General features: G+C 73.0%; 14 protein-coding genes and 1 pseudogene. 7 read left to right on the forward strand and 8 right to left on the reverse strand.

Going from position 1 to position 21,231, the window contains the following annotated elements:
* Positions 1 to 116: 116 nt before the first annotated feature.
* The 3 genes from JNO44_RS41995 to JNO44_RS42005 form a co-directional block, all read right to left on the reverse strand.
* Positions 117 to 1,505, reverse strand: coding sequence for a M20/M25/M40 family metallo-hydrolase (locus tag JNO44_RS41995; RefSeq protein ID WP_205369178.1), 1,389 nt, complete (start codon positions 1,503 to 1,505; stop codon positions 117 to 119).
* A complete protein-coding gene (locus JNO44_RS42000; RefSeq protein WP_205369179.1) occupies positions 1,498 to 2,331 on the reverse strand; it encodes a M55 family metallopeptidase in 834 nt (277 codons plus the stop codon). Before JNO44_RS42000 ends, JNO44_RS41995 begins: the two co-directional genes overlap by 8 nt.
* A gap of 142 nt (positions 2,332 to 2,473) precedes the next feature.
* Positions 2,474 to 2,980: a PadR family transcriptional regulator gene (locus JNO44_RS42005; protein ID WP_205369180.1), complete on the reverse strand. Its 507-nt coding sequence runs from the start codon at positions 2,978 to 2,980 to the stop codon at positions 2,474 to 2,476.
* A 540-nt stretch (positions 2,981 to 3,520) separates the two neighbouring features.
* Here JNO44_RS42005 and JNO44_RS42010 point away from each other — a divergent pair.
* The 3 genes from JNO44_RS42010 (at position 3,521) to JNO44_RS42020 (ending at position 7,374) form a co-directional block, all read left to right on the forward strand.
* Positions 3,521 to 5,203 carry a glycoside hydrolase family 13 protein gene (locus tag JNO44_RS42010; RefSeq protein ID WP_205369181.1) on the forward strand — a complete coding sequence of 561 codons (1,683 nt, stop codon included), beginning with the start codon at positions 3,521 to 3,523 and terminating at the stop codon, positions 5,201 to 5,203.
* A 401-nt stretch (positions 5,204 to 5,604) separates the two neighbouring features.
* Complete coding sequence (locus JNO44_RS42015; protein WP_205369182.1) at positions 5,605 to 6,513, forward strand: serine hydrolase; 909 nt, start codon at positions 5,605 to 5,607, stop codon at positions 6,511 to 6,513.
* A 120-nt stretch (positions 6,514 to 6,633) separates the two neighbouring features.
* On the forward strand, positions 6,634 to 7,374 hold the full coding sequence (locus tag JNO44_RS42020; RefSeq protein ID WP_205369183.1) for a Clp protease N-terminal domain-containing protein: 741 nt from the start codon (positions 6,634 to 6,636) through the stop codon (positions 7,372 to 7,374).
* Between the two features lie 72 nt (positions 7,375 to 7,446).
* Here the strand turns inward: JNO44_RS42020 and JNO44_RS42025 are convergent, their stop codons facing one another.
* The 4 genes and pseudogenes from JNO44_RS42025 to JNO44_RS42040 all read right to left on the reverse strand — a co-directional run bounded on the left by JNO44_RS42025 (position 7,447) and on the right by JNO44_RS42040 (position 12,855).
* On the reverse strand, positions 7,447 to 8,163 hold the full coding sequence (locus JNO44_RS42025; protein WP_205369184.1) for a methyltransferase domain-containing protein: 717 nt from the start codon (positions 8,161 to 8,163) through the stop codon (positions 7,447 to 7,449).
* Positions 8,126 to 9,551: pseudogene (locus JNO44_RS42030) on the reverse strand (PAS domain-containing protein); the annotation flags it as partial. The pseudogene JNO44_RS42030 and the gene JNO44_RS42025, both read right to left, overlap by 38 nt.
* 124 nt (positions 9,552 to 9,675) lie before the next feature.
* Positions 9,676 to 12,159, reverse strand: a complete 2,484-nt coding sequence (locus JNO44_RS42035) for an MFS transporter (RefSeq protein WP_205369185.1) — start codon at positions 12,157 to 12,159, stop codon at positions 9,676 to 9,678.
* Positions 12,160 to 12,411: 252 nt separating this feature from the next.
* Positions 12,412 to 12,855 (reverse strand): SRPBCC family protein, encoded by a 444-nt coding sequence (locus JNO44_RS42040; RefSeq protein ID WP_067345800.1) that lies wholly within the window; start codon positions 12,853 to 12,855, stop codon positions 12,412 to 12,414.
* Positions 12,856 to 13,030: 175 nt separating this feature from the next.
* Here JNO44_RS42040 and JNO44_RS42045 point away from each other — a divergent pair, with 175 nt between their 5' ends.
* On the forward strand, positions 13,031 to 14,068 hold the full coding sequence (locus JNO44_RS42045; protein ID WP_205369186.1) for an Rv2578c family radical SAM protein: 1,038 nt from the start codon (positions 13,031 to 13,033) through the stop codon (positions 14,066 to 14,068).
* Between the two features lie 480 nt (positions 14,069 to 14,548).
* Here the strand turns inward: JNO44_RS42045 and JNO44_RS42050 are convergent, their stop codons facing one another.
* Positions 14,549 to 15,229 (reverse strand): HEAT repeat domain-containing protein, encoded by a 681-nt coding sequence (locus JNO44_RS42050; RefSeq protein WP_073444735.1) that lies wholly within the window; start codon positions 15,227 to 15,229, stop codon positions 14,549 to 14,551.
* 441 nt (positions 15,230 to 15,670) lie between these two features.
* Between JNO44_RS42050 and JNO44_RS42055 the strand changes: the two genes are divergently transcribed.
* The 3 genes from JNO44_RS42055 to JNO44_RS42065 all read left to right on the forward strand — a co-directional run bounded on the left by JNO44_RS42055 (position 15,671) and on the right by JNO44_RS42065 (position 21,033).
* Positions 15,671 to 17,503 carry a 3-hydroxyacyl-CoA dehydrogenase family protein gene (locus JNO44_RS42055; protein ID WP_205369187.1) on the forward strand — a complete coding sequence of 611 codons (1,833 nt, stop codon included), beginning with the start codon at positions 15,671 to 15,673 and terminating at the stop codon, positions 17,501 to 17,503.
* Between the two features lie 145 nt (positions 17,504 to 17,648).
* On the forward strand, positions 17,649 to 18,458 hold the full coding sequence (locus JNO44_RS42060) for a TetR family transcriptional regulator (RefSeq protein ID WP_205369188.1): 810 nt from the start codon (positions 17,649 to 17,651) through the stop codon (positions 18,456 to 18,458).
* Between the two features lie 79 nt (positions 18,459 to 18,537).
* Entirely contained in the window at positions 18,538 to 21,033 is a 2,496-nt protein-coding gene (locus JNO44_RS42065; RefSeq protein ID WP_205369189.1) for an NB-ARC domain-containing protein, read from the forward strand.
* Positions 21,034 to 21,231 lie beyond the last annotated feature (198 nt).

Here is a 21,231-nt window from a genome sequence, read left to right on the forward strand (position 1 = left end):
CACCGTCGCGGCTCGTCCGACCGCGCGGCGTGCGCCCGCGCGCCCAGTCACCCCGCGCGCCCACTCGCCCCGTGCGCCGTGTCCCGGCCGGCGCCCGCCGGCCCGGGCACCCGTCGTCAGACGGCGGGCCGGCCGCGGCCGGGCACACCGCGCAGGAAGTCGTCGAGGACCCGGACGCCGAAGTGCAGGCCCTCCACCGGCACCCGCTCGTCCACGCCGTGGAAGAGCGCCTGGTAGTCGAACCCCTCGGGCAGCTTCAGCGGCGAGAAGCCGTAGCCGACGATGCCCAGCCGGGAGAACTGCTTGGCGTCGGTGCCGCCGGACATGCAGTACGGCACGGTGTGGCCGTCCGGGTCGAACCGCTCGATCGCGGCCCGCATCGCGGCGAACGACGGGGAATCCACCGGGGCCTGGAGCGCGACCTCTCCGTGGTGGTAGTCCCAGGTGACCTGGGGCCCGGTGAGCTCGTCCATGGTCGTGCGGAACTCGGCCTCGCCACCGGGGACGACCCTGCCGTCCACATGGGCGACGGCGGAGCCCGGGATCACATTGACCTTGTAACCGGCCGACAGCATCGTCGGATTGGCGCTGTTGCGGACCGTCGACTCCACCAGCTTGGCGGACGGACCGAGCTTGTCGAGCAGGGCGTCGACGTCGAAGTCGGGCCGCTCGGGGTCGATGTCGATGCCGTGCAGCGCGGCGAGTTCGCGCAGCGCGGCCCGGACGGTGGGGGTGAGCCGCACCGGCCAGGCGTGCGCGCCGATCCGGGACACCGCGTCGGCCAGCCTGCTGACCGCGTTGTCGCGGTTGACCTTCGAACCGTGCCCGGCCCGGCCCCGGGCCGTCAGCTTCAGCCAGGCGGTGCCGCGCTCCCCGGCCGCGATCGGATAGATCCGCATCCCGCCGCCAGCGTGGAAGGTGAAGGCGCCCGATTCGCTGATGCCCTCGGTGCAGCCCTCGAAGAGGTCGGCGTGGTGGTCGGCCAGGAAGCCGGAGCCGTCCTCGGCGCTCGCCTCCTCGTCCGCGGTGAATGCCAGCACGATGTCGCGCCGGGGCCGCGCCCCGCCGCGGGCCCACTGCCGGACGACGGCGAGCATCATCGCGTCCATGTTCTTCATGTCGATGGCGCCCCGGCCCCAGACCACACCGTCCCGGACTTCCCCCGAGAAGGGGTGCACCTGCCAGTCGGCGGGCTCGGCGGGGACCACGTCCAGGTGCCCGTGCACCAGCAGGGCGTCGGCGGACGGGTCGCTGCCCTCGATGCGGGCGACGACGTTCGTCCGCCCCGGGGTGCGCTCCAGCAGAACCGGTTCGATGCCCACCTCGGTCAGCCGCTCGGCGACGTACTCGGCGGCCGGACGCTCCCGGCAGCTGCCGTCGCCGGCGTTGCTGGTGTCGATGCGGATCAGCTCCGAGGTGAACCGCACGACCTCGTCGAGCGCCTGCTGATCGACCGTCTCGGCGGCCGGGCCGGGCCCGTGCTCCGCCAGCTCCCTCTCAGCCATACTGCTCCTCCACGGCGGACGAGACGACCGTGGTGACCGCCTTGAAACACCGGATGGCTTCGTACATGTTCTGACTGGTATACGCGACGCGGCGCTCGCCGCAGCGCTCCACGCCGGGCACGCATGTCGACGCCCCCACCAGGTGTTCGGCGTCGAACTCCAACTCGAACCGGAACGGGCCGCCGCGGACCGGATCGTGACGCACCGCGAGCGCCGCGCCCTCGCGGGCCGCGGCCCGGATCTCGGCCGCCGTACGGGCCGGCGGCCGGCACACCGCCGCATAGCGCGACACATGGTCCTTGACCGCCACGCCGGGCGCCCGCGGCGCGTATCCCTTGGCATCCTCGCAGGTCCGGTCGTCGCCCGTCACCAGCACCACGGGCACCCCGTACTCGGCCACGACGAGGGAGTTGAGATACCCCTCGCTGGCGCGTATGCCGTTGACCCAGACGCCGGTGAGGGTGTTGGCGAGATAGGTGTGGGCCAGTACGCCCTCCGTCCCGGCCCCGGTGTGGTAGCCGACGAACGCGATGCCGTCGACGTCGCCGTGCTGCACGCCCTCGACCATGCTCAGCGCCTTATGACGCCCCGTCAGCATCGTGGCCCGCTCGTCGAGCTGCTCCAGCAGCAGGTTGCGCATCGTCCAGTGGGCCTCGTTGACGACGACCTCGTCCGCCCCGCCGTCGAAGAAGCCGGCGATGGCGGCGTTCACATCGGAGGTGAACATCTGGCGGCAGCGCTCCCACTGCGGTGTGCCCGGCAGCACATCGGCGGGCCACGTCACTCCCGTCGCACCCTCCATGTCCGCGGAGATCAAGATCTTCACGTCAATCAGTCCCATCGCAGGTGAGAGGGCGTGTGCAGGGCCCTCGACCCGTCACGTTACGCGGCGGCGAACGCCCCTGCCAGGGCTGTGGACAACTCCGGAGGTCCAGACCACTGAAGATCGTTTACGTCGCCCCTCCCGCTCATTCCAGTTCCTCCTGGCAGCGCTCCAGCCATTCGAGGTCTGCCTGCAGATGCAGCATCGCGCCCTCCACCAGCAGGCGCGCGACCCGGTTGCCCCGGTCTTCGGACGCCGCCAACCTGGACAGCTCCCGCATGCTCTTGAGGTAGTGCCGGCGTTGCCTGTTGATGAGGCGGGTCCGGTCGACCGCCCCGACCCGGGAGGCGAGCGCCAGCTTCATGAAGAACTCGTCGCGGAGCCGCGGCCCGACGGTGGACTCCTCGAACCACGCCTCCACCGCCTCCCGGCCGGCCGCGGTGATCCGGTAGATCCGCTTGTTCGGCCGGTCCGACTGTTCGACCTCCTCGCCCTCGATGAGGCCCGCCCTCTCCAGCCGCCCCAGGGTGACGTAGATCTGCCCGATGTTCGGCCGGGGGTAGGCCGCGCCCAGGAGCGCCTCCAGGGCCTGTTTCAGCTCATAGCCGTGCGCGGGTGCGCCGACCAGCAGCGCCAGGAGTGGCAGCCGCACGCCTTTCCTCTCCCTGTGCCCTCGTCGCCCGTTGCATGCCGTCGTCCGCAGTCGCGGCCCCACCTTCGGGACCTCGTAGGGAAATCCTTTCTCCAGGCTCCCCACTTCCCCACTCCCGCATGGCTAACAGGTACGCAAAGGTGCGGTCACGAACGGGACATGGGGAGGGCGGAGGGCGGGGTCATCACCTTCGCCAAGCCGCACTCCTCCACTCGACCGCGCTCGCCCGGAGTCGTTCTGCGGTAGTTCTGCGGTCACCCGCAGTCGTCCGCAGCCGCCCGCACACACCATCACCCACTCGCTACCGCCCGTACTCGCTTTCCTCGTAAGGGAGTTGACGAATCCAGGCGGACGATTCATGGCAGACACCGGCGCGGTTCGGTGCAGCATCCCGACGCCATACCCCACAAATCCGGGCACGTACCGTTCGACTTTCGTCATTCTGTTGACACCGAAAAGATACGGCTACCTAACATGCATGCATCACAGCAACTCGCAAGGCGCCACGCCGACTTGCTCCGTAAGAAGTGGATCCGGCAGATGTTCACAGCCACCGCAGATCGCGGCCTTCCGACCCCCGCCCAGGACACGGCCCAGCGCTGGTGGCGCGATGCGGTCATCTACCAGGTCTACGTGCGCAGCTTCCGCGACACCACCGGAGACGGTACCGGAGACCTGGCCGGGGTCCGTGCCGGGCTGCCCTACCTCAAGAGGCTCGGTGTGGACGGGATCTGGCTCAGCCCGTTCTTCCCGTCACCGCAGCACGACCACGGGTACGACGTGGCGGACTACCGCGACGTGGACCCGGCGTACGGCGATCTCAACGAGTTCGACCGGTTGATGGCCGATGCCCACCGGCTCGGGCTGAAGGTCCTGTTGGACATCGTCCCCAACCACTGCTCCAGTGAACACCCCTGGTTCCAGGCCGCGTTGGAGGAAGGGCCGGACGGGCCGTCGCGGCGGCTCTTCCACTTCGCGGACGGGCGCGGGGAGCACGGCGAGCTGCCGCCCAACAACTGGCGGGCGATGTTCGGCGGGCCCGCCTGGTCCCGCATCGCCGAGGAGGACGGCACTCCGGGACAGTGGTACCTCCACATGTTCACGCCCGAGCAGCCCGACCTGAACTGGCGCAACCCCGATGTGGCGGCCGACTTCGACAAGGTGCTGCGCTTCTGGCTGGACCGCGGGGTGGACGGCTTCCGCATCGATGTGGCCGCGGGGCTCTTCAAGCACCCCGAGCTCCCCGACTCCCCCGACCCGGCGGCCGATGAGCGCACCCGCGACTCGGTCAACCCGTTGGCCTGGAACCAGCCCGAGGTGCACCAGGTGTGGCGGGACTGGCGGGCGCTGTGCGAGGAGTACACCGCCCGGGACGGCCACGACCGGCTGCTGGTGGGCGAGGTCTCGGTGCGGACCCCGGGCGAGCAGGCCGCGTACGTCCGGCCGGACGAGCTGCACCAGGCGTTCTTCTTCCACCTGTTGACCGCGCGCTGGGACATCGACCTCTTCCGCAAGGTCGTCTCCGAGGCGCTGACCGACATCGCGGACACCGGGTCCACCGTGACCTGGGTGCTCAACAACCACGACCAGGTCCGGACGGTCACCCGTTACGCGGGCGAACCGGGCACGCCGGAGGGCGCTTCGGGCCCGGCCCGGGCCCGTGCCGCGGCACTGCTGATGCTGGCGCTCCCCGGCGCGGCCTACATCTACCAGGGCGAGGAGCTGGGCCTGCCCGAGGTCGACGACCTCCCGGACGAGGTGCTCACCGACCCGATCTTCCACCGCACGGGCAGTCGGCAGCACATCCGGGACGGCTGCCGGGTGCCGCTGCCGTGGTCCGGGGACGCCGCCCCGTACGGCTTCAGCACGGCGGAGGCGGCACGGACCTGGCTGCCGCAGCCCGCGTCGTTCGCCGGGCACACCGCCGACCGCGCGGTGGCCGACACCGGGTCGTTCTGGCACCTGTACCGCGAGGCGCTCCAGCTGCGCCGGGGCCTGCCGCAGCTCGGGAACGGCACGCTGCGCTGGTTGGAGTCGCCGCCGCAGGTGTTGGCGTTCGTACGCGGTGACGGCCTGGTGTGCGCGGTGAACTTCGGCACCGAGTCGGCGCCCGCACCGGTGGCCGGTGACCCGCTGCTTGCCAGTGGTGCCTGTCCGGCCGGGACGCTTCCGGGGGCCACCGCCGCGTGGTGGATGGACCCGGAGCAGCCGTTGTTGCCGTAGGCGGGCGGCAGTTCATCGCGGTGTCCGGGCAGTGCGGGGGCCGAGCGGTATCGGGGTGGTGGCGTGTGCCGTTGCCCCGATAGCGCGACCGTGCCAGTGCACGGATGCGTGGGCGCGCTTCGGGCAGGGGAAGCGCGGAGGGGGCGCACGGACGGGGCGGCCGGCGGCGCGGGAACCCATGGGCCCGGCGGAGGCATCGAACAGGATGGCACCTATGCCCGTTTGGCGAATATCACACCCGTTCGCTCTTTTCCCATAGGTCGATCGGCCCCATATTCTGCCGAAGTGCCCGAGAGCGGGCACGGGCCGTCGCTTGATCGCCGTAGCCGGTGGGATACCGGACGGGCTCCCCTGTGGATGCCAGGCGGGCGGCGCGCACAGTGGGACAGGACAGCACCTTCATGCACGGATCACGCACGACACGTTGCACCCGTCGCGGACTGGCCGCCCTGGTGGCCGCCGGAGCGGCGCTCGCCGTATGGAGCACGGCGCCCCCCGCCGCGGCCGGCACCGACGACCCGGCGAGCACCGGCGGCGACACCGTGGGCGACGCCAAGGTCGTCTGCACCTCCGCCCGGCCGGGCCTGGCCCCCACCCTGTCCCACGACATCGCCGCGGCGCTCAACGGGCGCCAGGGCACCTCGGCGCTCGCCCTCTACGACCGCACCTCGGGGACCAACTGCACGTTCCAGGCGGGCACACCCTTCGACTCCGCGAGCGTGGTCAAGGTCACCGTCCTCGGGGCGCTGCTGCGGCAGACCGAGGAGGCGCACCGCGCGCTGACGTCGCAGGAGGTCAAGCTGACCACCGACATGATCACCAAGTCGGACAACGCGTCGACCGACACCCTGTGGCATCAGGTCGGGCGGAGCGGGATCCAGCACTTCCTGGACCTGGCCGGCATGCGGAACACGGTGCCCGGGCCCGGCGGTGCCTGGGGCCTGACCCAGATCACCGCCGCCGACCAGCTCACCCTGATGCGGCTGCTGACGGCGGAGAACGGCGCGCTCGACCAGGAGTCCCGGGACTACGCCCTCGACCTCATGCAGCGGGTCGTCCCCGAGCAGCGGTGGGGCGTGCCGGCCGGGGCGCCCGCCTCGACGACCGCCCACCTGAAGAACGGCTGGCTGCCGCGCGCGGAGAAGGGCTGGCGGGTGCACAGCGTCGGCACCTTCGACGGCAGCGGCACCGACTACGCGATGGCCGTCCTCTCCAGCGGCAGCGACACCATGGGCTACGGGGTGGCCACGGTGGAGGCAGCGGCCAAGGTCATCCATCGGGACCTGGCGGCGGCCGGTGATGCCACATAAGGGCCAGCCGGGGCGAGCGGGCCGAGCGGCCCGGCGGCGGGCGCGCAGCCGGGCGAAAAACGGCACCCCATCGTCAACCCATGGTTGACGATCGCGAGATCGTCAACTTATGGTTGACGCATGACAGAACCCGTCCGTATGACGCATCCCGTCCGCCTCGACGATCTGATCGAGGCCATCAAGAACAACCGTTCGGACGTCCTGGAACAGCTCTCCGACGCCGTGATCGCCGCGGACCATCTCGGCGAGGTGGCCGACCACCTCATCGGGCACTTCGTGGACCAGGCGCGGCGTTCGGGCGCTTCCTGGACCGACATCGGCAAGAGCATGGGGGTCACCAAGCAGGCCGCCCAGAAGCGCTTCGTCCCCAAGGACCCGGGCGGCGGCTCCGACCTGAGCCCCAACCAGGGCTTCAGCCGGTTCACCGCACGGGCCCGGAACGTCGTGATAGGGGCCCAGAACGAGGCCCACACGGCCCGGAACGACGAGATCCGCCCCGAGCACCTGATCCTCGGTCTGCTCCGCGAGCCGGAGGCGCTGGCCCTCCGGGCCATCGTCGCCCAGGGCGTGACCGCGGAGACGCTCCGCGAGTCGGTGACCGCGCTGCTGCCGCCCGCCGTCGACTCCCTGCCCGCCCTCACCCCGTTCGACGCCCAGTCGCGAAAGGCGCTGGAGCTCACCTACCGCGAGTCCCTGCGACTGGGCCACAACTACATCGGCACCGAACACATCCTGCTGGCCCTGCTGGAGCAGGAGAACGGCTCCGGGCCGCTCACCGCCCTCGGCATCGACAAGACGGCCACCGAGGCGTTCATCGGCAAGGAGCTGGCCAAGATCCTCGCCGCCCAGCAGCAACAGTAGCGGGGCGGCCGGAGGGGCGGGGCCGGGCTCGACGGCGGGAGCCGCGGGGTCCGGCCACCGACCCGCCGCCCCTCAGCCGGTCTCCGCGTCCGGGCCCGCCCCCCAGCGCGAGGGCAGGTCGAGGCGGGACCCGTCGGGCCCGTATTCCGTTGTGGCCAGCGGCAGTTGGCCACAGGTGGCGATCCGTAGCCCGTGGGCGCGCACCAGCCCGGGCACCTCGGCGTCGGGCAGCTCGCCGGGGGTGATGCCGTGGGCGAGGACGGCGCGCACCGTGGCCGGCGGCCCGGCCGGGCCCTGCGCCAGGGTGCGCAGCACCTCCTTCGCGGACGCGGACGGTTCGACGGCGAAGAGCCGGCCGCGGGCACCCAGCAGCGCGGCGATGTGCCCGACGATCCGAAACCGTTCGCCGGCGGCGCACTGGTGCAGCACCCCGCGCAGGTAGACGTTGCAGTCGCCCAGTTCGGCGTGGAGCGCCCCGACGGCCGCCCCGTCGGCGGCGTCCAGCCGACGGAACTCCGCCACCCCGGCCACGTCCTCGGCCCGGGCCCGGGCAACGGCCGCGGCGGAGAGGTCCAGGCCCAGCACGCGCCCGAAGTGGCCGGCCAGATAGCGGGTCTGGGTGCCGTTGCGGCAGCCCAGATCGACCAACGGCAGCCCGGTGTCGGCGTGTTCGACGAGGAGCGGGAGGTGGCGCGCGGCGGTCAGTGCCGGGTCGGCGTCCCAGAAGACCTGGCCCGCGCCGGTCGGCGCCGCGCGCCAGAAGCCTTCCCACGCCCGCGGTGTGCGCATGCTGCACGGCGTTGGTGACAACCTCGCTGACCAGCAGCCGGGCCGTCTCGACGGCCGACGCCAGGCCCCAGGCGGTGAGCTGCCCCGCGGCCAGCCGGCGGGCCCGGCCGACCTCCCGGGGATCGAGCCGCAACCGCCACTCGGCGACCGACTCCGGCGGGATGCCGTTGAGCCGGGCCATCAGCAGCGCCACGTCGTCCTTGCGGTCGTCGGTGACGTTCAGCGCCCGGATGACGGCGTCGCAGGCGTCGTCCATCGAGGCCGCGGGGTGGTGTACATCCGGGCGTTGTCCAGTACGAGCCCGGCGCGGGCGGCGAGTTCCGCGCCGGTCACCCGGTCCATGTCGTTGAACTCCGCGCGCTCCGGATGCCGCAGCAGGATCATGAAGCCGAGCACCACGGTGCGCGCCTTGAGCGGGACGACCAGCAGCGACCGGTCGTTGATCAGCGGGCTGATGTCCCGCTTCTCGAACTGTGCGGCGATGGCGTTGCCCAACTCCTCGGTGAGCCGCGGGATCAGCACCGGCTGCCCGGTGGTCATACACTGGAAGAACGGCGTGTGGACGGGGAACGGCATCGACTCGCCGACCGGGACGACGTCGTCCCAGCGGCCCGGCTCGTCGTTGTGCTCGACCGCGACCCGGTGCCACGGTGGTGGCGTCCGGGGCGCCGTCGGGGAACCCCTCGCCGGCGACGACCTGTTCGCGCAGATAGGTGCCGGCGACGTCGGTGAAGCGGGGCACGACGGCCTCGCTGACCTCCTGGATCGTCCGGGTCAGGTCGAGCGAGGAGCCGATCCGGCCGCTGACCTCGTTGAGGAACTCCAGGCGTTCGCGGACCGCGGCGTATTCGAGGTCCGACTCCAGGTCGGCGGCGGCCGCCGCGGCGGCCCGCGGGTCGTGCTCCGCCGCCCGCACCGCCCGCAGCAGCCGGGCGCGCCGCTCCACCCGGCGCGGCACGCCCCAGTCCGGGGTCACCGGGACGCGCTCCTGCTGGCTGATCTCCAGTACGGGATAGCCGAGTTCGAGTACCTGCGCGACGATCCGGGCGCTCTCCCGGGGGCTCATGCTCGGCAGGATCTCGGGCAGGCGGCGGGCCAGCTCCCCGGCTCCGGGGAAGTCGGTGTGCAGCGCGAAACCGGGCGCGTGGCGCTGCCGGCCGGCGGGGCCCGCCGCCGACCGGCAGCAGATCGACCGCGGGGGCGCCCACCGCCTCCTCGCGGGCGGCACCGAACAGCCGGCGTGCGCCGGTGCTCCAGTGGGAGACCAGCCCTCGGGAGTCCACCACCACGACCGCGAGCGGGATCCGTCCGGGCACCGCCGCCCGTGGCCCGGACGCCCGGAACACCGGGCCGGAGAGGTCATCGCCGTGCGTCGGGCCACGCTCCATGGGCGGTTGCTCCTTCGTACACCGATGTGGCGCCACCGCTACCACGGTACGACCGCGGGCGGACCCGGCGGGCGGCAATGCGCCAAGAGGGCGTGCGCGGGCGCACTCCCCATCTGATGGCGCGTCAGTCCTCGTACCCCAGTTGGAGATCCCGCTCGGTCCGACCGCCGCCCGCCAGCCGCAGGACGGTGGCGACCGGCGGGTACCCGGCGGCGATCACGGTGTACTCGCCGGCCGAGAGGTCCACGAAGCGGAACAGCCCGTCGGTGCCGGTGGTCGCGGTGTCGACGACGTTGCCGCCGGCGTCGAGGAGGGTGACCCGGGCGTCCTCGACGCGGTGTCCGTCGCCGGCCCGCACGGTGCCGCGCAGCACCGCGCCGCCGGCGAGTTCGACGTCCTGCCGGATCTCGCGGGACGCCTGGACGGCCACCGGGAGCGCGACCGGCCGGAAGGCCGGGGCGCTGCCGGCGAGCGTGTACTCGCCGGCCACCAACTCCCCCATGGCATAGCCGCCTTCGCGTCCGCTGCGGGCGGTCGCCACCACCTCGCCGCGGACGTCGGTGAGGGTGACCGTCGCATCCCGGACGGGCGTGCCCTCGGCGGTGGTGACCGTGCCGACCAGGCGCCCGGCGCCGCCGAGCACCACGTCCAGCTCCACCGGGCGTTCGCCGACGGTCACCGTGACGGCCTGCGGCTGGTGCCCGCCGGCCGCCGCGATCAGGACGTACGCGCCGACTCCGGGGGTGCTCAGCGCGTACCGGCCGTCCTCCCCGGTGGCGCCGCGGCCGACCTGCCGGCCGGCGGCGTCGATGAGGGTGAGCGCGGTGCGCGGCACGACGCTGCCGTCGTGGTACCGGACCGTGCCGCACACCGGGACGCCGCCCGGGGCGGGCGCGGCCGGCGCGGCGCAGGGGACGGGCTCGGTGGCACAACACTCCATGACAGCAAGGGCGTTGCCTGCGGGGTCGGGCGTGGCGCGGGCCGGCGGGACGGTGGTGGGGGCGGCCTGGTCGCCGTACGGCGGGTGCGGGGCCTGCGGGGCATCGGGCACCAGGAGGTTCTCTTTCCGGAAGAGGGCGAGCAGGGAGCCCAGGACGAGGACCGGCGCGAGGAAGAGGCAGCTCCCCGGCACGGCCTGCGCGTAGGCGGCGGGGGCGTGCCGCAGCGCGGCGGGCAGCGCCGCGACCACCTGTGGGGCGAGCGGACCGGGGTCCGGCAACCGGGCGGCGAGGTGGCCGACGAGCAGCGCGCCGGCGAGGGCGGCGCCGACACTGCCGGCGAGCCGCCGCAGGCAGGCGATCGCGCCGGCCGGGTCCGGGACGGGTACGCAGGCCCGGACGGCAAGCACCAGCACCGGCAGCACCAGTCCGAGGCCGAGCCCGAGGATGCCGGTCCAGAGGGCGAAGACCGGGCGGGCGGTGTCCGGCCGCAGGTGGCACAGCAGCCACATGCCCTGCGCGGCCACCACGCAGCCCAGGATCGGGAAGACCGTGACGTGGCCGGTGCGGTGGATCAGCCCGCCGGTGGTGAGCGCGGCCAGCGCCAGCGTCCCCGCCAGAGGCAGCATCAACAGCCCGGAGGCGGTGGCGGTGGCGCCACCGGCCGCCTGGACGAAGGCCGGGAGGTGGCGCACCGCCCCGTAGAGGGCGAGGGCCAGAGCGGCGCCGACGAGTCCGGTGCGCCCGAAGAGCACCTCGCGGAGCAGCCGCGGCGGGATCAGCGGTGCGGCGGCGCGGTGCTCGACGAGGACGAAGAGGGCCGCGGCGACCGGCGCGCCGGCGGCCGGCCCGAGGATCATCGCGGAGTCCCAGGCATAGCGGCCGCCACCCCAACCTGCCGGCAGCGCAAGGCACGTGGCGAACGCGGCGAGCAGCAGGGCGCCGGCGAGGTCCGGCCGCGGGCGGGCGGCGGGTCGGGGCAGCCGGAGGGTGGCCGCGGCGGCGAAGAGGACCAGCAGGCCGAGCGGGACGTCGAGGGTCAGGCACCAGCGCCAGGCACCGTGGTCGACGCAGTAGCCGCCCACCAGCGGGCCGGCCAGCAGGCCCGCGGCGTAGGTCGCACCGGCCGCGGCCGTGCGTCGGCCGCGCGCCCGGGGCGGGGCGGACTCGGCGAGGAGCGCGTGGACGCCGGCCAGCAGGCCGCCGGCGCCGAGGCCCTGGACGGCCCGGAAGGCCACCAGGGCGGTCGGGGAATGTGTCGTTCCGGCCAGTCCCGCGCCGGCGGTGAAGACCAGCAGGGCGAGGAGGAGGCCGGCCTTGCGGCCGATGCGGTCGCCGAGCGCCCCGTTGAGCGGCAGTCCGAGGGCCGACGCCACGAGGTGGGCGGTCGCCACCCAGGAAACCGGGGGGCCTCCGGGCAGTTCGGCGGCGATCGCCGGGAGCGCCGGGAGGGCGGCGGTCTGGCCGAGGGCCGCGGCCAGCAGTGCCGCCAGCAGGACCGGGAGGGCGGGCCGCACCGGGCGGGGGCCGGGTGGGACGGACGGTTCGTCGGGGAGTGCCGGTTCGTCGGGGAGTGCCGGTTCGGCCGGCTCCGGATCCGGGTCCGCGACCGCTTCGACGGCGGGCGGCCCGGTCGGTCGGTCCGGTTCGCTCAGGGTGGTCCCGCCCACGTTCTGCTCCCCTCGTCACGCTGCTGCGGGCGCCCATTTCTCGCACCGGGCGACAACGGCGATCAAGCGAGGTGAATCGGAACAGGGTGGGCGGGAACGGACGTCAAGTGCCGTGCCAGGGGCGCCTCTTGGGCTCCCATCAGGGGTTTCCGACGGTGTGCCGCCCGGAGGACCGGACATCTCCGCGTAAGGAAAACCACCCGAATCGGTGAGCATGTCGGCGCCCCGAACGGTTTACGGGACGACGCTCCCTCACTTCTCCATATGGGCCGCGAGGTTGGCGAGGATCGCGTCGTAGATGCGGCCGAGCCCCTTGGGCGCGAAGGTCCGCTCGAAGAACCCGCCGATGCCGCCGGCACCCTGCCAGGTGGTGGTGACGACGACCCTGGCGCGGTTCTCCCCGGCCGGAGTGACGACCCAGGTGGTCACCATCGAAGAGTTGCGGTCCTTCTCCACCAGCTGGCCGTCGGTCGGCTCGTCCACCTCCAGCAGGCAGTCGCGCACCCGCTTGCTGGTGGCCTGGAGCTTCCAGTGGACGAGGGTGCCCTTGCCGTCGCCGCCCTCGCGGACCTCGTACTCGCTGAAGTGCTCGGGCAGCAGCTGCCGACGCGTGCCGGTGTAGTCGGCGAGCGCGTCGAACACGTCCTCCGGATCCGCCGCGATCTCGCGCTGCGTGGTGGCCTCTACCTGCCCCATGTGTGTCTTCCTCCAGTAGTCGGCTGCCGGACCTGGGTGCGCCGCCAACCTGCGGTGCGCGCGGCCAAGCCAACCACCACTGGGCAGTGCACCCAAATCCGGGTTGACACCCCGGATGCGAACAGGTGTTCTATTGTCGAGGTGGGGGCTCGACAGGATCACAACAGGAGGCCCGATGCGCTGGGACAATCTGGGAGAAAGCCCATCCGCGCTGTTCGGCAGGGATGCCGTCACCCGAACGGTGGACACCCCCGAATTCCGCGGCATCACTTTCCACGAGGTGCGGGCCCGCTCGATCGTCAATCGCGTCCCGGGCGCCTCCCGCATGCCGTTCGAATGGACCGTGAACCCGTACCGCGGGTGCAGTCACGCCTGCGTCTACTGCTTCGCGCGCAAGACACACAGCTATCTCGACCTGGACACCGGCCTCGACTTCGACTCCCAGATCGTGGTCAAGGTCAACGCCCCGGACCTGCTGCGCCGAGAGCTGGCCGGGCCCCGCTGGCGCGGCGACCACATCGCGATGGGCACCAACGTCGACTGCTACCAACGGGCCGAGGGCCGCTACGCGCTGATGCCCGGCATCATCGCGGCCCTGCGCGACCACGCCAATCCCTTCTCGATCCTCACCAAGGGCACGCTGATCCTGCGCGACCTGGAGTTGTTGCGGCAGGCGGCCGAGGTCACCGACATCGGCATCTCGGTCTCCGTCGGTTTCCTGGACCAGGCGCTGTGGCGGACCGTCGAGCCCGGCACGCCCGCGCCCGGGCGGCGCCTCGACGTGGTGCGCACCCTCACCGCCCACGGCATCCCCTGCGGGGTACTGATGGCGCCGGTGATCCCGTTCCTGTCCGATGCGCCGGAGCAGCTGCGGGCCACGGTCCGGGCCATCGCGGAGGCGGGCGCCGACTCGGTCACCCCGCTGGTGCTCCATCTGCGGCCCGGCGCCCGCGAGTGGTTCCTCACCTGGCTGAGCCACCACCATCCGCACCTGGTGCGCCGCTACGAGGCGCTCTACGCCGGCGGGTCCTACGCCCCGACGTGGTACCAGCGCCGGATCACCCGGCAGGTCCACGAGCTGGCCGCCGAGTACGACCTCGGGCCGTTCCGGCCGGGCCGGGCACGCCGGATCCCGCCGCGGCCCGCCGAGCCCGCCACGCCCGCTCCCACCGCCGAACCCGGCCCGGGGGCCACCCAGTTGACGCTGCTGTGAGGACGGGGCGGCGCGGCGACGACCGGGTCGCCGTCCGGGCGATCACCGATCGCTCACCGCCCCCGCCCGGAGGGTGATCGGCCGGGGGGAAATCCCGTGGGGAACCCGGTTGACCGGTGTCCACAACGGATCCGGCCCTCTGCCATGGGAACCGGACCGGGGAGCGGATATGACAGGAGCCGATGCACGGGGAACGGACGGCGCTTTCGGGGGGACCGCCGAGCAGCCGTCGTACGAAGTTGGCATACGGGAGATGATGGAGGCGGATATCGACGCGGTCGCGGCGGTGCGGGTCCGCGGCTGGCAGGCGGCGTACCCGGGGCTCATGCCGCAGGCGTATCTGGACGCGATGGGCGCGGTGGAGGGCGCCCGGCAGCACCGGGAGCGGTTCGCGCGCCGCCGGCCCTGGGGCGTGTCCGTGAAGTCCCGTCCGCCGGCCGGCGCCGGTCGTGCCCTGTCGTCGGGTCCGCGCCCGGCCCGTCAGCCCGCCGGGCCGGTGCCGCTGCCGTCCCCCCTCGCCCCCTTGGCCGGCGCACCGTCCTCGGCCGGCGCGGGCGGGTCCTCGTGGACGCCCAGCCGGGCCAGCGAGGCGGCGGCCGCCGCGGCGAGCCGGGGGTGGACGGCGGCCGCCCGCAGCGCCGGGACCGCCCGTTTGTCGCCGAGTGCACCCAGCCCCTCCACACAGGCCAGCGCCACCCGCCAGTAGGGGGTGTGCGGGGTCAACAGCCGTTCCAGGGTGGCGATCAGGGCGGGGACGGACTGCGGGGCGCGGAGTTCGACCAGCAGGCGGACGGGGTGCAGGGCGTAGGCGGTGCGCAGCGGGTTGGTGGCGAGGGCGGCGGCGGCGCGGGCGGTGCGCGGGTCGTTGAGCCTGCCCAGCGCGTGCGCGGCGGTGGCGCAGCGGACCGGTTCGCGGTAGTTCAGCAGGAGCACCAGGGTCTCGAAGGCGCGCTTGTCGCCAGCGCAGCCGAGGATGAAGGCGGCGATCTCCCGGGCCCACAGGGGGCGCTCCACCGCGATCAGCATCCGGGCCAGTTCCTCGCGCCCGGCGGGGGTGTTCTTGCGGGCCAGTCCGAGCAGCCGCTCGTAGGCGACGAGATCCTGCGGGGAGCGGAGTTCGGCCCGCACCCGGTCCGTCAACTCGTGGAATTCGTCTTCCATTTGCCGCTCCCCTCCCTGCCGGCCGCCCTGGTTCGCAGGGCATGACCGGCACCACAACCTAATGACCCGCCTTACCCCTGGCGCTTCGGTTACCCACCGGTTAACCTGCTGGAACGAGCAGCACCCCTGCTCGGGCGGCCTGGTGACGCAGCCGCCGGAGTGTGACGTCGGTTCGGCACACCACCCAGCACCACCGCCGCACGGGCACCGCAGCCCCGTGTGGCGACATCCTCACAGCACGCCCCTCAGGGGGGAAGCGCCACGGCCCCGGGACAGGGCCCGCCGCGCTCCTCCACCGCAGGCGCTGCCCGCAGTGCCGTGGCTCGCCGCGGCCCTTCCGCCGCCGGTCGGCCGCGCGTTGCCGCAGCCCCGCACGTGCGTCAACCCCTCAGTCGTCACGTTCTCCCCTGCCCTCAGGGGAACACCTTCAGGAGTCTCGCGATGGGCCGTCAGTCCACCCCCGATCTCTCCACTGCATCCGCAGCCGCCTCCCCGGCGCTCTCCACCATCGCCGTCGTCGGCCTGGGCACCATGGGCACCGGTATCGCCGAGGTGCTGACCCTGGCCGGCCGCGAGGTCGTCGGCATCGACATCGACGAGGCCGCGGTGCGGCGGGCCCGCGCCGCCCTCGAAGCCTCCACCGCCCGCGCCGTGCGGCGCGAGCGGATCACCGAGCGGGAGCGCCAGGACGCGCTGTCCCGGTTCCGCACGTTCGGCGAACTGGCGGCGGCCCGGGACGCCGACCTGGTGATCGAAGTGGTGCCGGAGGACTACGAACTCAAGCGGGAGGTGTTCGTCGCGCTGGACGGCATCGTCCGCCCGGACACCATCCTCGCCACCGGCACCAACGCGCTGTCGGTGACCCGGCTCGCCGCCGACTCCCAGCGCCCCGAGCGGGTGCTCGGCGTCCACTTCTTCAACCCGGCACCGGCCATGAAGCTGGTCGAGGTGGTCTCGTCGGTGCTGACCGCGCCGGTCGCGGTCGCCGCCGTCACCGACCTCGCCCGTGAGCTGGGCAAGGACCCGATCGCGGTGGGCGACCGCCCCGGTTTCGTCGCCGACGGCCTGCTCTTCGGCTACCTCAACCAGGCCGCGGCGATGTACGAGTCGAAGTACGCGACCCGTGAGGACATCGACGCCGCGATGCGGCTCGGCTGCGGCCTGCCGATGGGCCCGCTGGCGCTGCTCGACCTGATCGGCGTGGACACCGCCCGCACGGTCCTGGAGGCGATGTACGCCGAGTCCCGCGACCGGTTGCACGCCCCCGCGCCGATCCTGGGCCAGCTCGCGGACGCGGGGCTGACCGGCCGCAAGGCGGGTCGCGGCTTCTACACCTATGAGGCGCCCGGCTCCGCGACGGTCGTGTCGGACGCCCAGACCCCGGCGGAGGGAACCGGCGACGGCGCGGCGGCCGGCCGGCCGGTCCGCAGCGTCGGGGTCGCCGGCTCCGGGACGATGGCCAGCGGCATCGCCGAGGTGTTCGCCAAGGCGGGCTTCACGGTCGTGCTGGCCGCCCGCAGCCAGGAGAAGGCGGAGCGGGCCAAGGACCGGATCGCCAAGTCGCTGGCCCGCTCGGTGGACAAGGGCCGGCTGACCGCCGAGGCGCGCGACGCGACGCTGGCCGCGATCACCCCGGCCGGTTCGCTGGACGCCTTCGCGGACGTCGATCTGGCGGTGGAGGCGGTGGCCGAGGACCTGGCCGTCAAGCAGCAGCTGTTCCGGACGCTGGACAAGGTCTGCAAGCCGGGCGCCGTGCTGGCCACCACCACCTCGTCGCTGCCGGTCGTCGCCTGCGCCCGCGCCACCTCGCGCCCGCAGGACGTCATCGGGATGCACTTCTTCAACCCGGCGCCGGCCATGAAGCTGGTGGAGGTGGTCCGCACCGTCCTCACCGGCGACGACGTGCACGCCACGGTGCGCGCGGTCTGCGCCAAGGTCCGCAAGCACCCGGTGGACTGCGGCGACCGGGCCGGTTTCATCGTCAACGCGCTGCTGTTCCCGTACCTGAACAACGCGATCAAGATGGTCCAGGAGCACTACGCCTCGCTGGACGACATCGACGCCGCGATGAAGCTGGGCGGCGGCTACCCGATGGGGCCGTTCGAGCTGCTGGACGTGGTCGGCCTGGACGTCTCGCTCGCCATCGAGAAGGTGCTGCACGCCGAGTTCCGCGACCCCGGGCTGGCGCCGGCGCCGCTGCTGGAGCACCTCGTCGCGGCCGGCTGCCTCGGTCGCAAGACCGGCCGCGGCTTCCGTGAGTACGCCCGGCGCTGACGCGCGGCGGCGTCCTGGGGCCGGGGGCGGCTGGGGCGGGCTGCTGGAGCCGTCGCACGGTGGTTTCAGCAGCCCGCCCCAGGTCACCGGGGCCGGAGCGGTACCTCATGCCGCGGGCCGCGAGAATATGCAGTACCTTCCCCACATGTCCCAGCCCGCTCGCCCGCAGTCCTCCGACGCCTCCGACCCGCCCACTCCCGGCACCCGCCGGGCGGCCGCCCAACGCCTCAAAATGCGCCGCGAACTGTCGGCCGCCGCCATGGAGCTGTTCGCGACGAAGGGCTACGAGGCGACCACGGTCGACGAGATCGCGGCCGCCGCGGGCGTCGCCCGGCGCACCTTCTTCCGCCACTTCCGCTCCAAGGAAGAGGCGATCTTCCCCGACCACGACGACACGCTGGTACGCGCCGAGGCGGTCCTGGACGCCGCCCCGCCGCACGAGAACCCCCTCGACACGGTCTGCCGCGGCATCAAGGAAGTCATGCGGATGTACGCGTCCGCTCCGGCGGTGTCCGTGGCCCGTTACCGCCTCACCCGCGAGGTACCCACCCTCCGGGAGGCCGAGATCGCCTCGGTGGCCCGCTACGAGCGACTGTTCACCCGCTATCTCCTGGGCCACTTCGACGAGGGCGCACACCGCGAGGGCGACGACGATCCGCTGCTCGCCGAGGTCGCCGCGTCCGCCGTGGTCACCGCGCACAACCACGTGCTGCGCCGCTGGCTGCGGGCCGGCGCGGAGGGCGACGTCGAGGCCCAGCTCGACCATGCCTTCGAGATCGTCCGGGAGACCTTCGGCGCGGGGATCGGCGCGGGCCGGGCCGCCACCGGGGAGTCCGCGGCGCCGGCGACGGTCTCCCGGCAGGGCGAGGTCCTGGTGGCGGTCGCCCGCACGGACGCGCCGCTCGACGAGGTCATGCGCACCATCCGCAAGGCCCTCAAGGATCAACGGCACTGACCCGGCCCGCACCGGCCGCCCCGAGCAAGATCCGCGGAGCGCCTGACGCCCCCGCCCCGCTCGTGCTATCCACGGGAACGTGGAGGACGCGAGCGGGGCGGGGCCAACTCCGGGCACGCACAACAGGTTCAGTGGCGGGTGGGCGCGGAACGTCTACCAGGCCGACCAGATCTTCATCGGTTCCTCCGGTGCCGCTCCCGCTCCTTCCACACCCCCCGACTCGCTGCCGCCCCGCCCTACCCGTTTCTACGGACGCCGCGATGCCGTCGCCGTCCTCCTGGAGCGGCTGACGCCCGGGCAGCCCAACGAGCCCGTCCAGGTCCTCGCGCTCACCGGCGAGGGCGGAATCGGCAAGTCCGCCCTGATGGCGTTCGTCGCCCATGAGGCACAGGCGCTCTTCCCCGGCGGGGTGCTCGCCGAGGACGTGGGCGCGCACAGTGGTCGGACTCCGCTGAGCACCGAGGAACTGCTGCGCAGTTATCTGCGTCAATTCGGCATCCCCGACGATCAGTTCGCGCCACACCTGAGCGGCCTGCAGGCCCAGTTCCGCAACACGTTGCGCAAGGCGGCCGGCCCGGTGCTGCTCCTTCTCGACGACGCCGTGACCGAGGACGACCTCGCCCCGCTGATACCGTCCGACGGCCGCCACCGCCTGCTGGTCACGCTCCGCGCCGCACCCACCGCGGGGGCGGTCACCGTCCTGCCGCTGGACTCCCTTGCCCCGGAGCACTCCTTGGAGTTGCTGGCGTCCTCGTCCGCCGCCCCGGTGCCGCCGGCCGAGCTCGCCGAAATCGCCGAGTTGTGCGGCCACCTGCCACTCGCCCTGGACGTCGTGGCGGGCCGGCTGCGGGACCCTTCCGACGGCGCCGGCCGGGTGCTGGCCTCGTTACGGCCGCCGGATCAACGGCTGGAGGAACTCAAGCCTGTCCTGAGGGCGTTCACCGCCTCATACGAGGCACTGGGCGCCGAGGACCGGCGGATGCTGTGCCATCTGGGCTTGCACCCCGGTACCCGGATCGACGCCGGGTCCGCCGCAGCCCTGGCCGGCGTCCCGGAGGCCGACGCCGACCGTGCGCTGCGCCGCCTCGCCCGGGCGCACCTGCTCCGCCCCGCCGGACCGGAGGGCCGGGTCCGCTTCCACGACCTGCTTCGGCTCTACGCAGGCGAACTGGCCGCCGGAGAAGCGGAGTCCGCCCGTTCGGCGGCGCTGGGGCGGCTGCTGGACCACTACGGACGGTGCGCCGCCGAAGCCGACGACGGCTGGTTCCTCCAGGAACGGTCGACGCTGACGGCCGCGCTGGAACAAGCCGTGGAACACGGGCTGCACCGACAGGTGGGGCCGGTCGCGGGACCGTTGGGGAACTCGCTCGGCCGCCGCGGCCGAGCAGTGGACGCGCTGATCGCCCTCCGATATGGAGCACTGGCCGCGCAGCTGCGCGGGGATGCCGGCCAGGAAGCGGAGCTACTGCGGGAGATGCGGCACCAGTACCGCGCGGTGGGACGGCCGGCAGAGGCCGCGGCTTGCCAGGAGCCAGGCCATCTGGCACGAATCCGGGCCGGCATGCGATCTGCCGAGCTCGACGACGACCTGGGGGAACAGGCGGCGGAGCGGGAAGACTTCGCGGGGGCCGCGCACCACCTCGGGCGAGCGACGGCTCGGTGGTCACGTCACGGCGACGGGCAGCGGGCCGCAGCGTCCCTGAGTGCCTTGGGGGACGCGTTGGCGCAGCTGGGGCAGTCGGACGAAGCGGTGGAGTTGTACTGGTCGGCGATGGTGATGTCCGAGGCGACGGGAAACGCCACGGTCGAGGCAAGGACGTGCCTGAAGCTCGCCCCCCTTGCCGCCACGCACGCCGACCGCCTGGAACTGAGCGAGCGCGGCCTGCGCTCGGCGCGCGAGGCCAAGGATGCCCGCATCACGGTCGAAGCGCTGGTCCTGGCCTCCACCACGCTGATCGAGTCGGGTCAGCTGGCGGAGGCTGCACCCCTGTTGCACGAGGCCCTCGGCCTGGCCGACGAGAACCAGCTTCCGTTGCTCCACGACGCGCTGCTCGAAAGAGAGCTGGAGCGACGGAAACTGGCTGCGGACGAGAAGGGCGTGCGAGAGCTGGCAGCCCGCAGGAACAAGTCCGGCCCGCCGTCTCCGCCCGAGGTCCCCCCTCCCCCCATCGACCACGCTTCGCGCCACGTCCGTCCGGTACTCGTCCGGCTCTTCGCGCTCCCGCTCTGTGCCGCTCTGTGGGCCACCGGGTGCCTCGCGGTGGTGGTGCCCGGAGGCAGGCCAGGCGCCGTCGCCCTATGCCTGACGCAGCTGGCGCTGGCCGGAGTCACCGCATGGGCCGCCCGGCGGGTGTGGCTGCGCGACCAGGGCAGACGGCTGGGTGATCTCATCGCGCTCATGGCTCACCGGTGGCACGCAGTGGCGGCCGCCGGCCTGCTCCCCTTGGGGGCCCGGGCCGGCACACAGTGGGCCGCTGCCGGCTCCGTGGCCCTGCTGGCACTGCACTCCACCGCGCAACTGTGGCCGGCGTTCCGGACCCGGCGGCTCCGCCTGCGTCGCCCGGGATCCGCCTGACGCCTCACCCGAATGGCGTAATCGGCCCTGCGCACACCACCCGCGCACAACCCACCACGCACCGGAACGAACCCTCCCCCCATCGGCCCACCCGTTGCTCATGCGTGCCGACCAAATGACATCTGAGAGAAATTCTTGGCACTCAGTGTCTTGTCGGCTGGCACGCGGTGTCATACGTTGGGGGTGTCCGGGCGGCCG

The sequence above is a fragment of the Streptomyces noursei genome (assembly GCF_016917755.1).
GTDB classification, from domain to species: domain Bacteria; phylum Actinomycetota; class Actinomycetes; order Streptomycetales; family Streptomycetaceae; genus Streptomyces; species Streptomyces yunnanensis.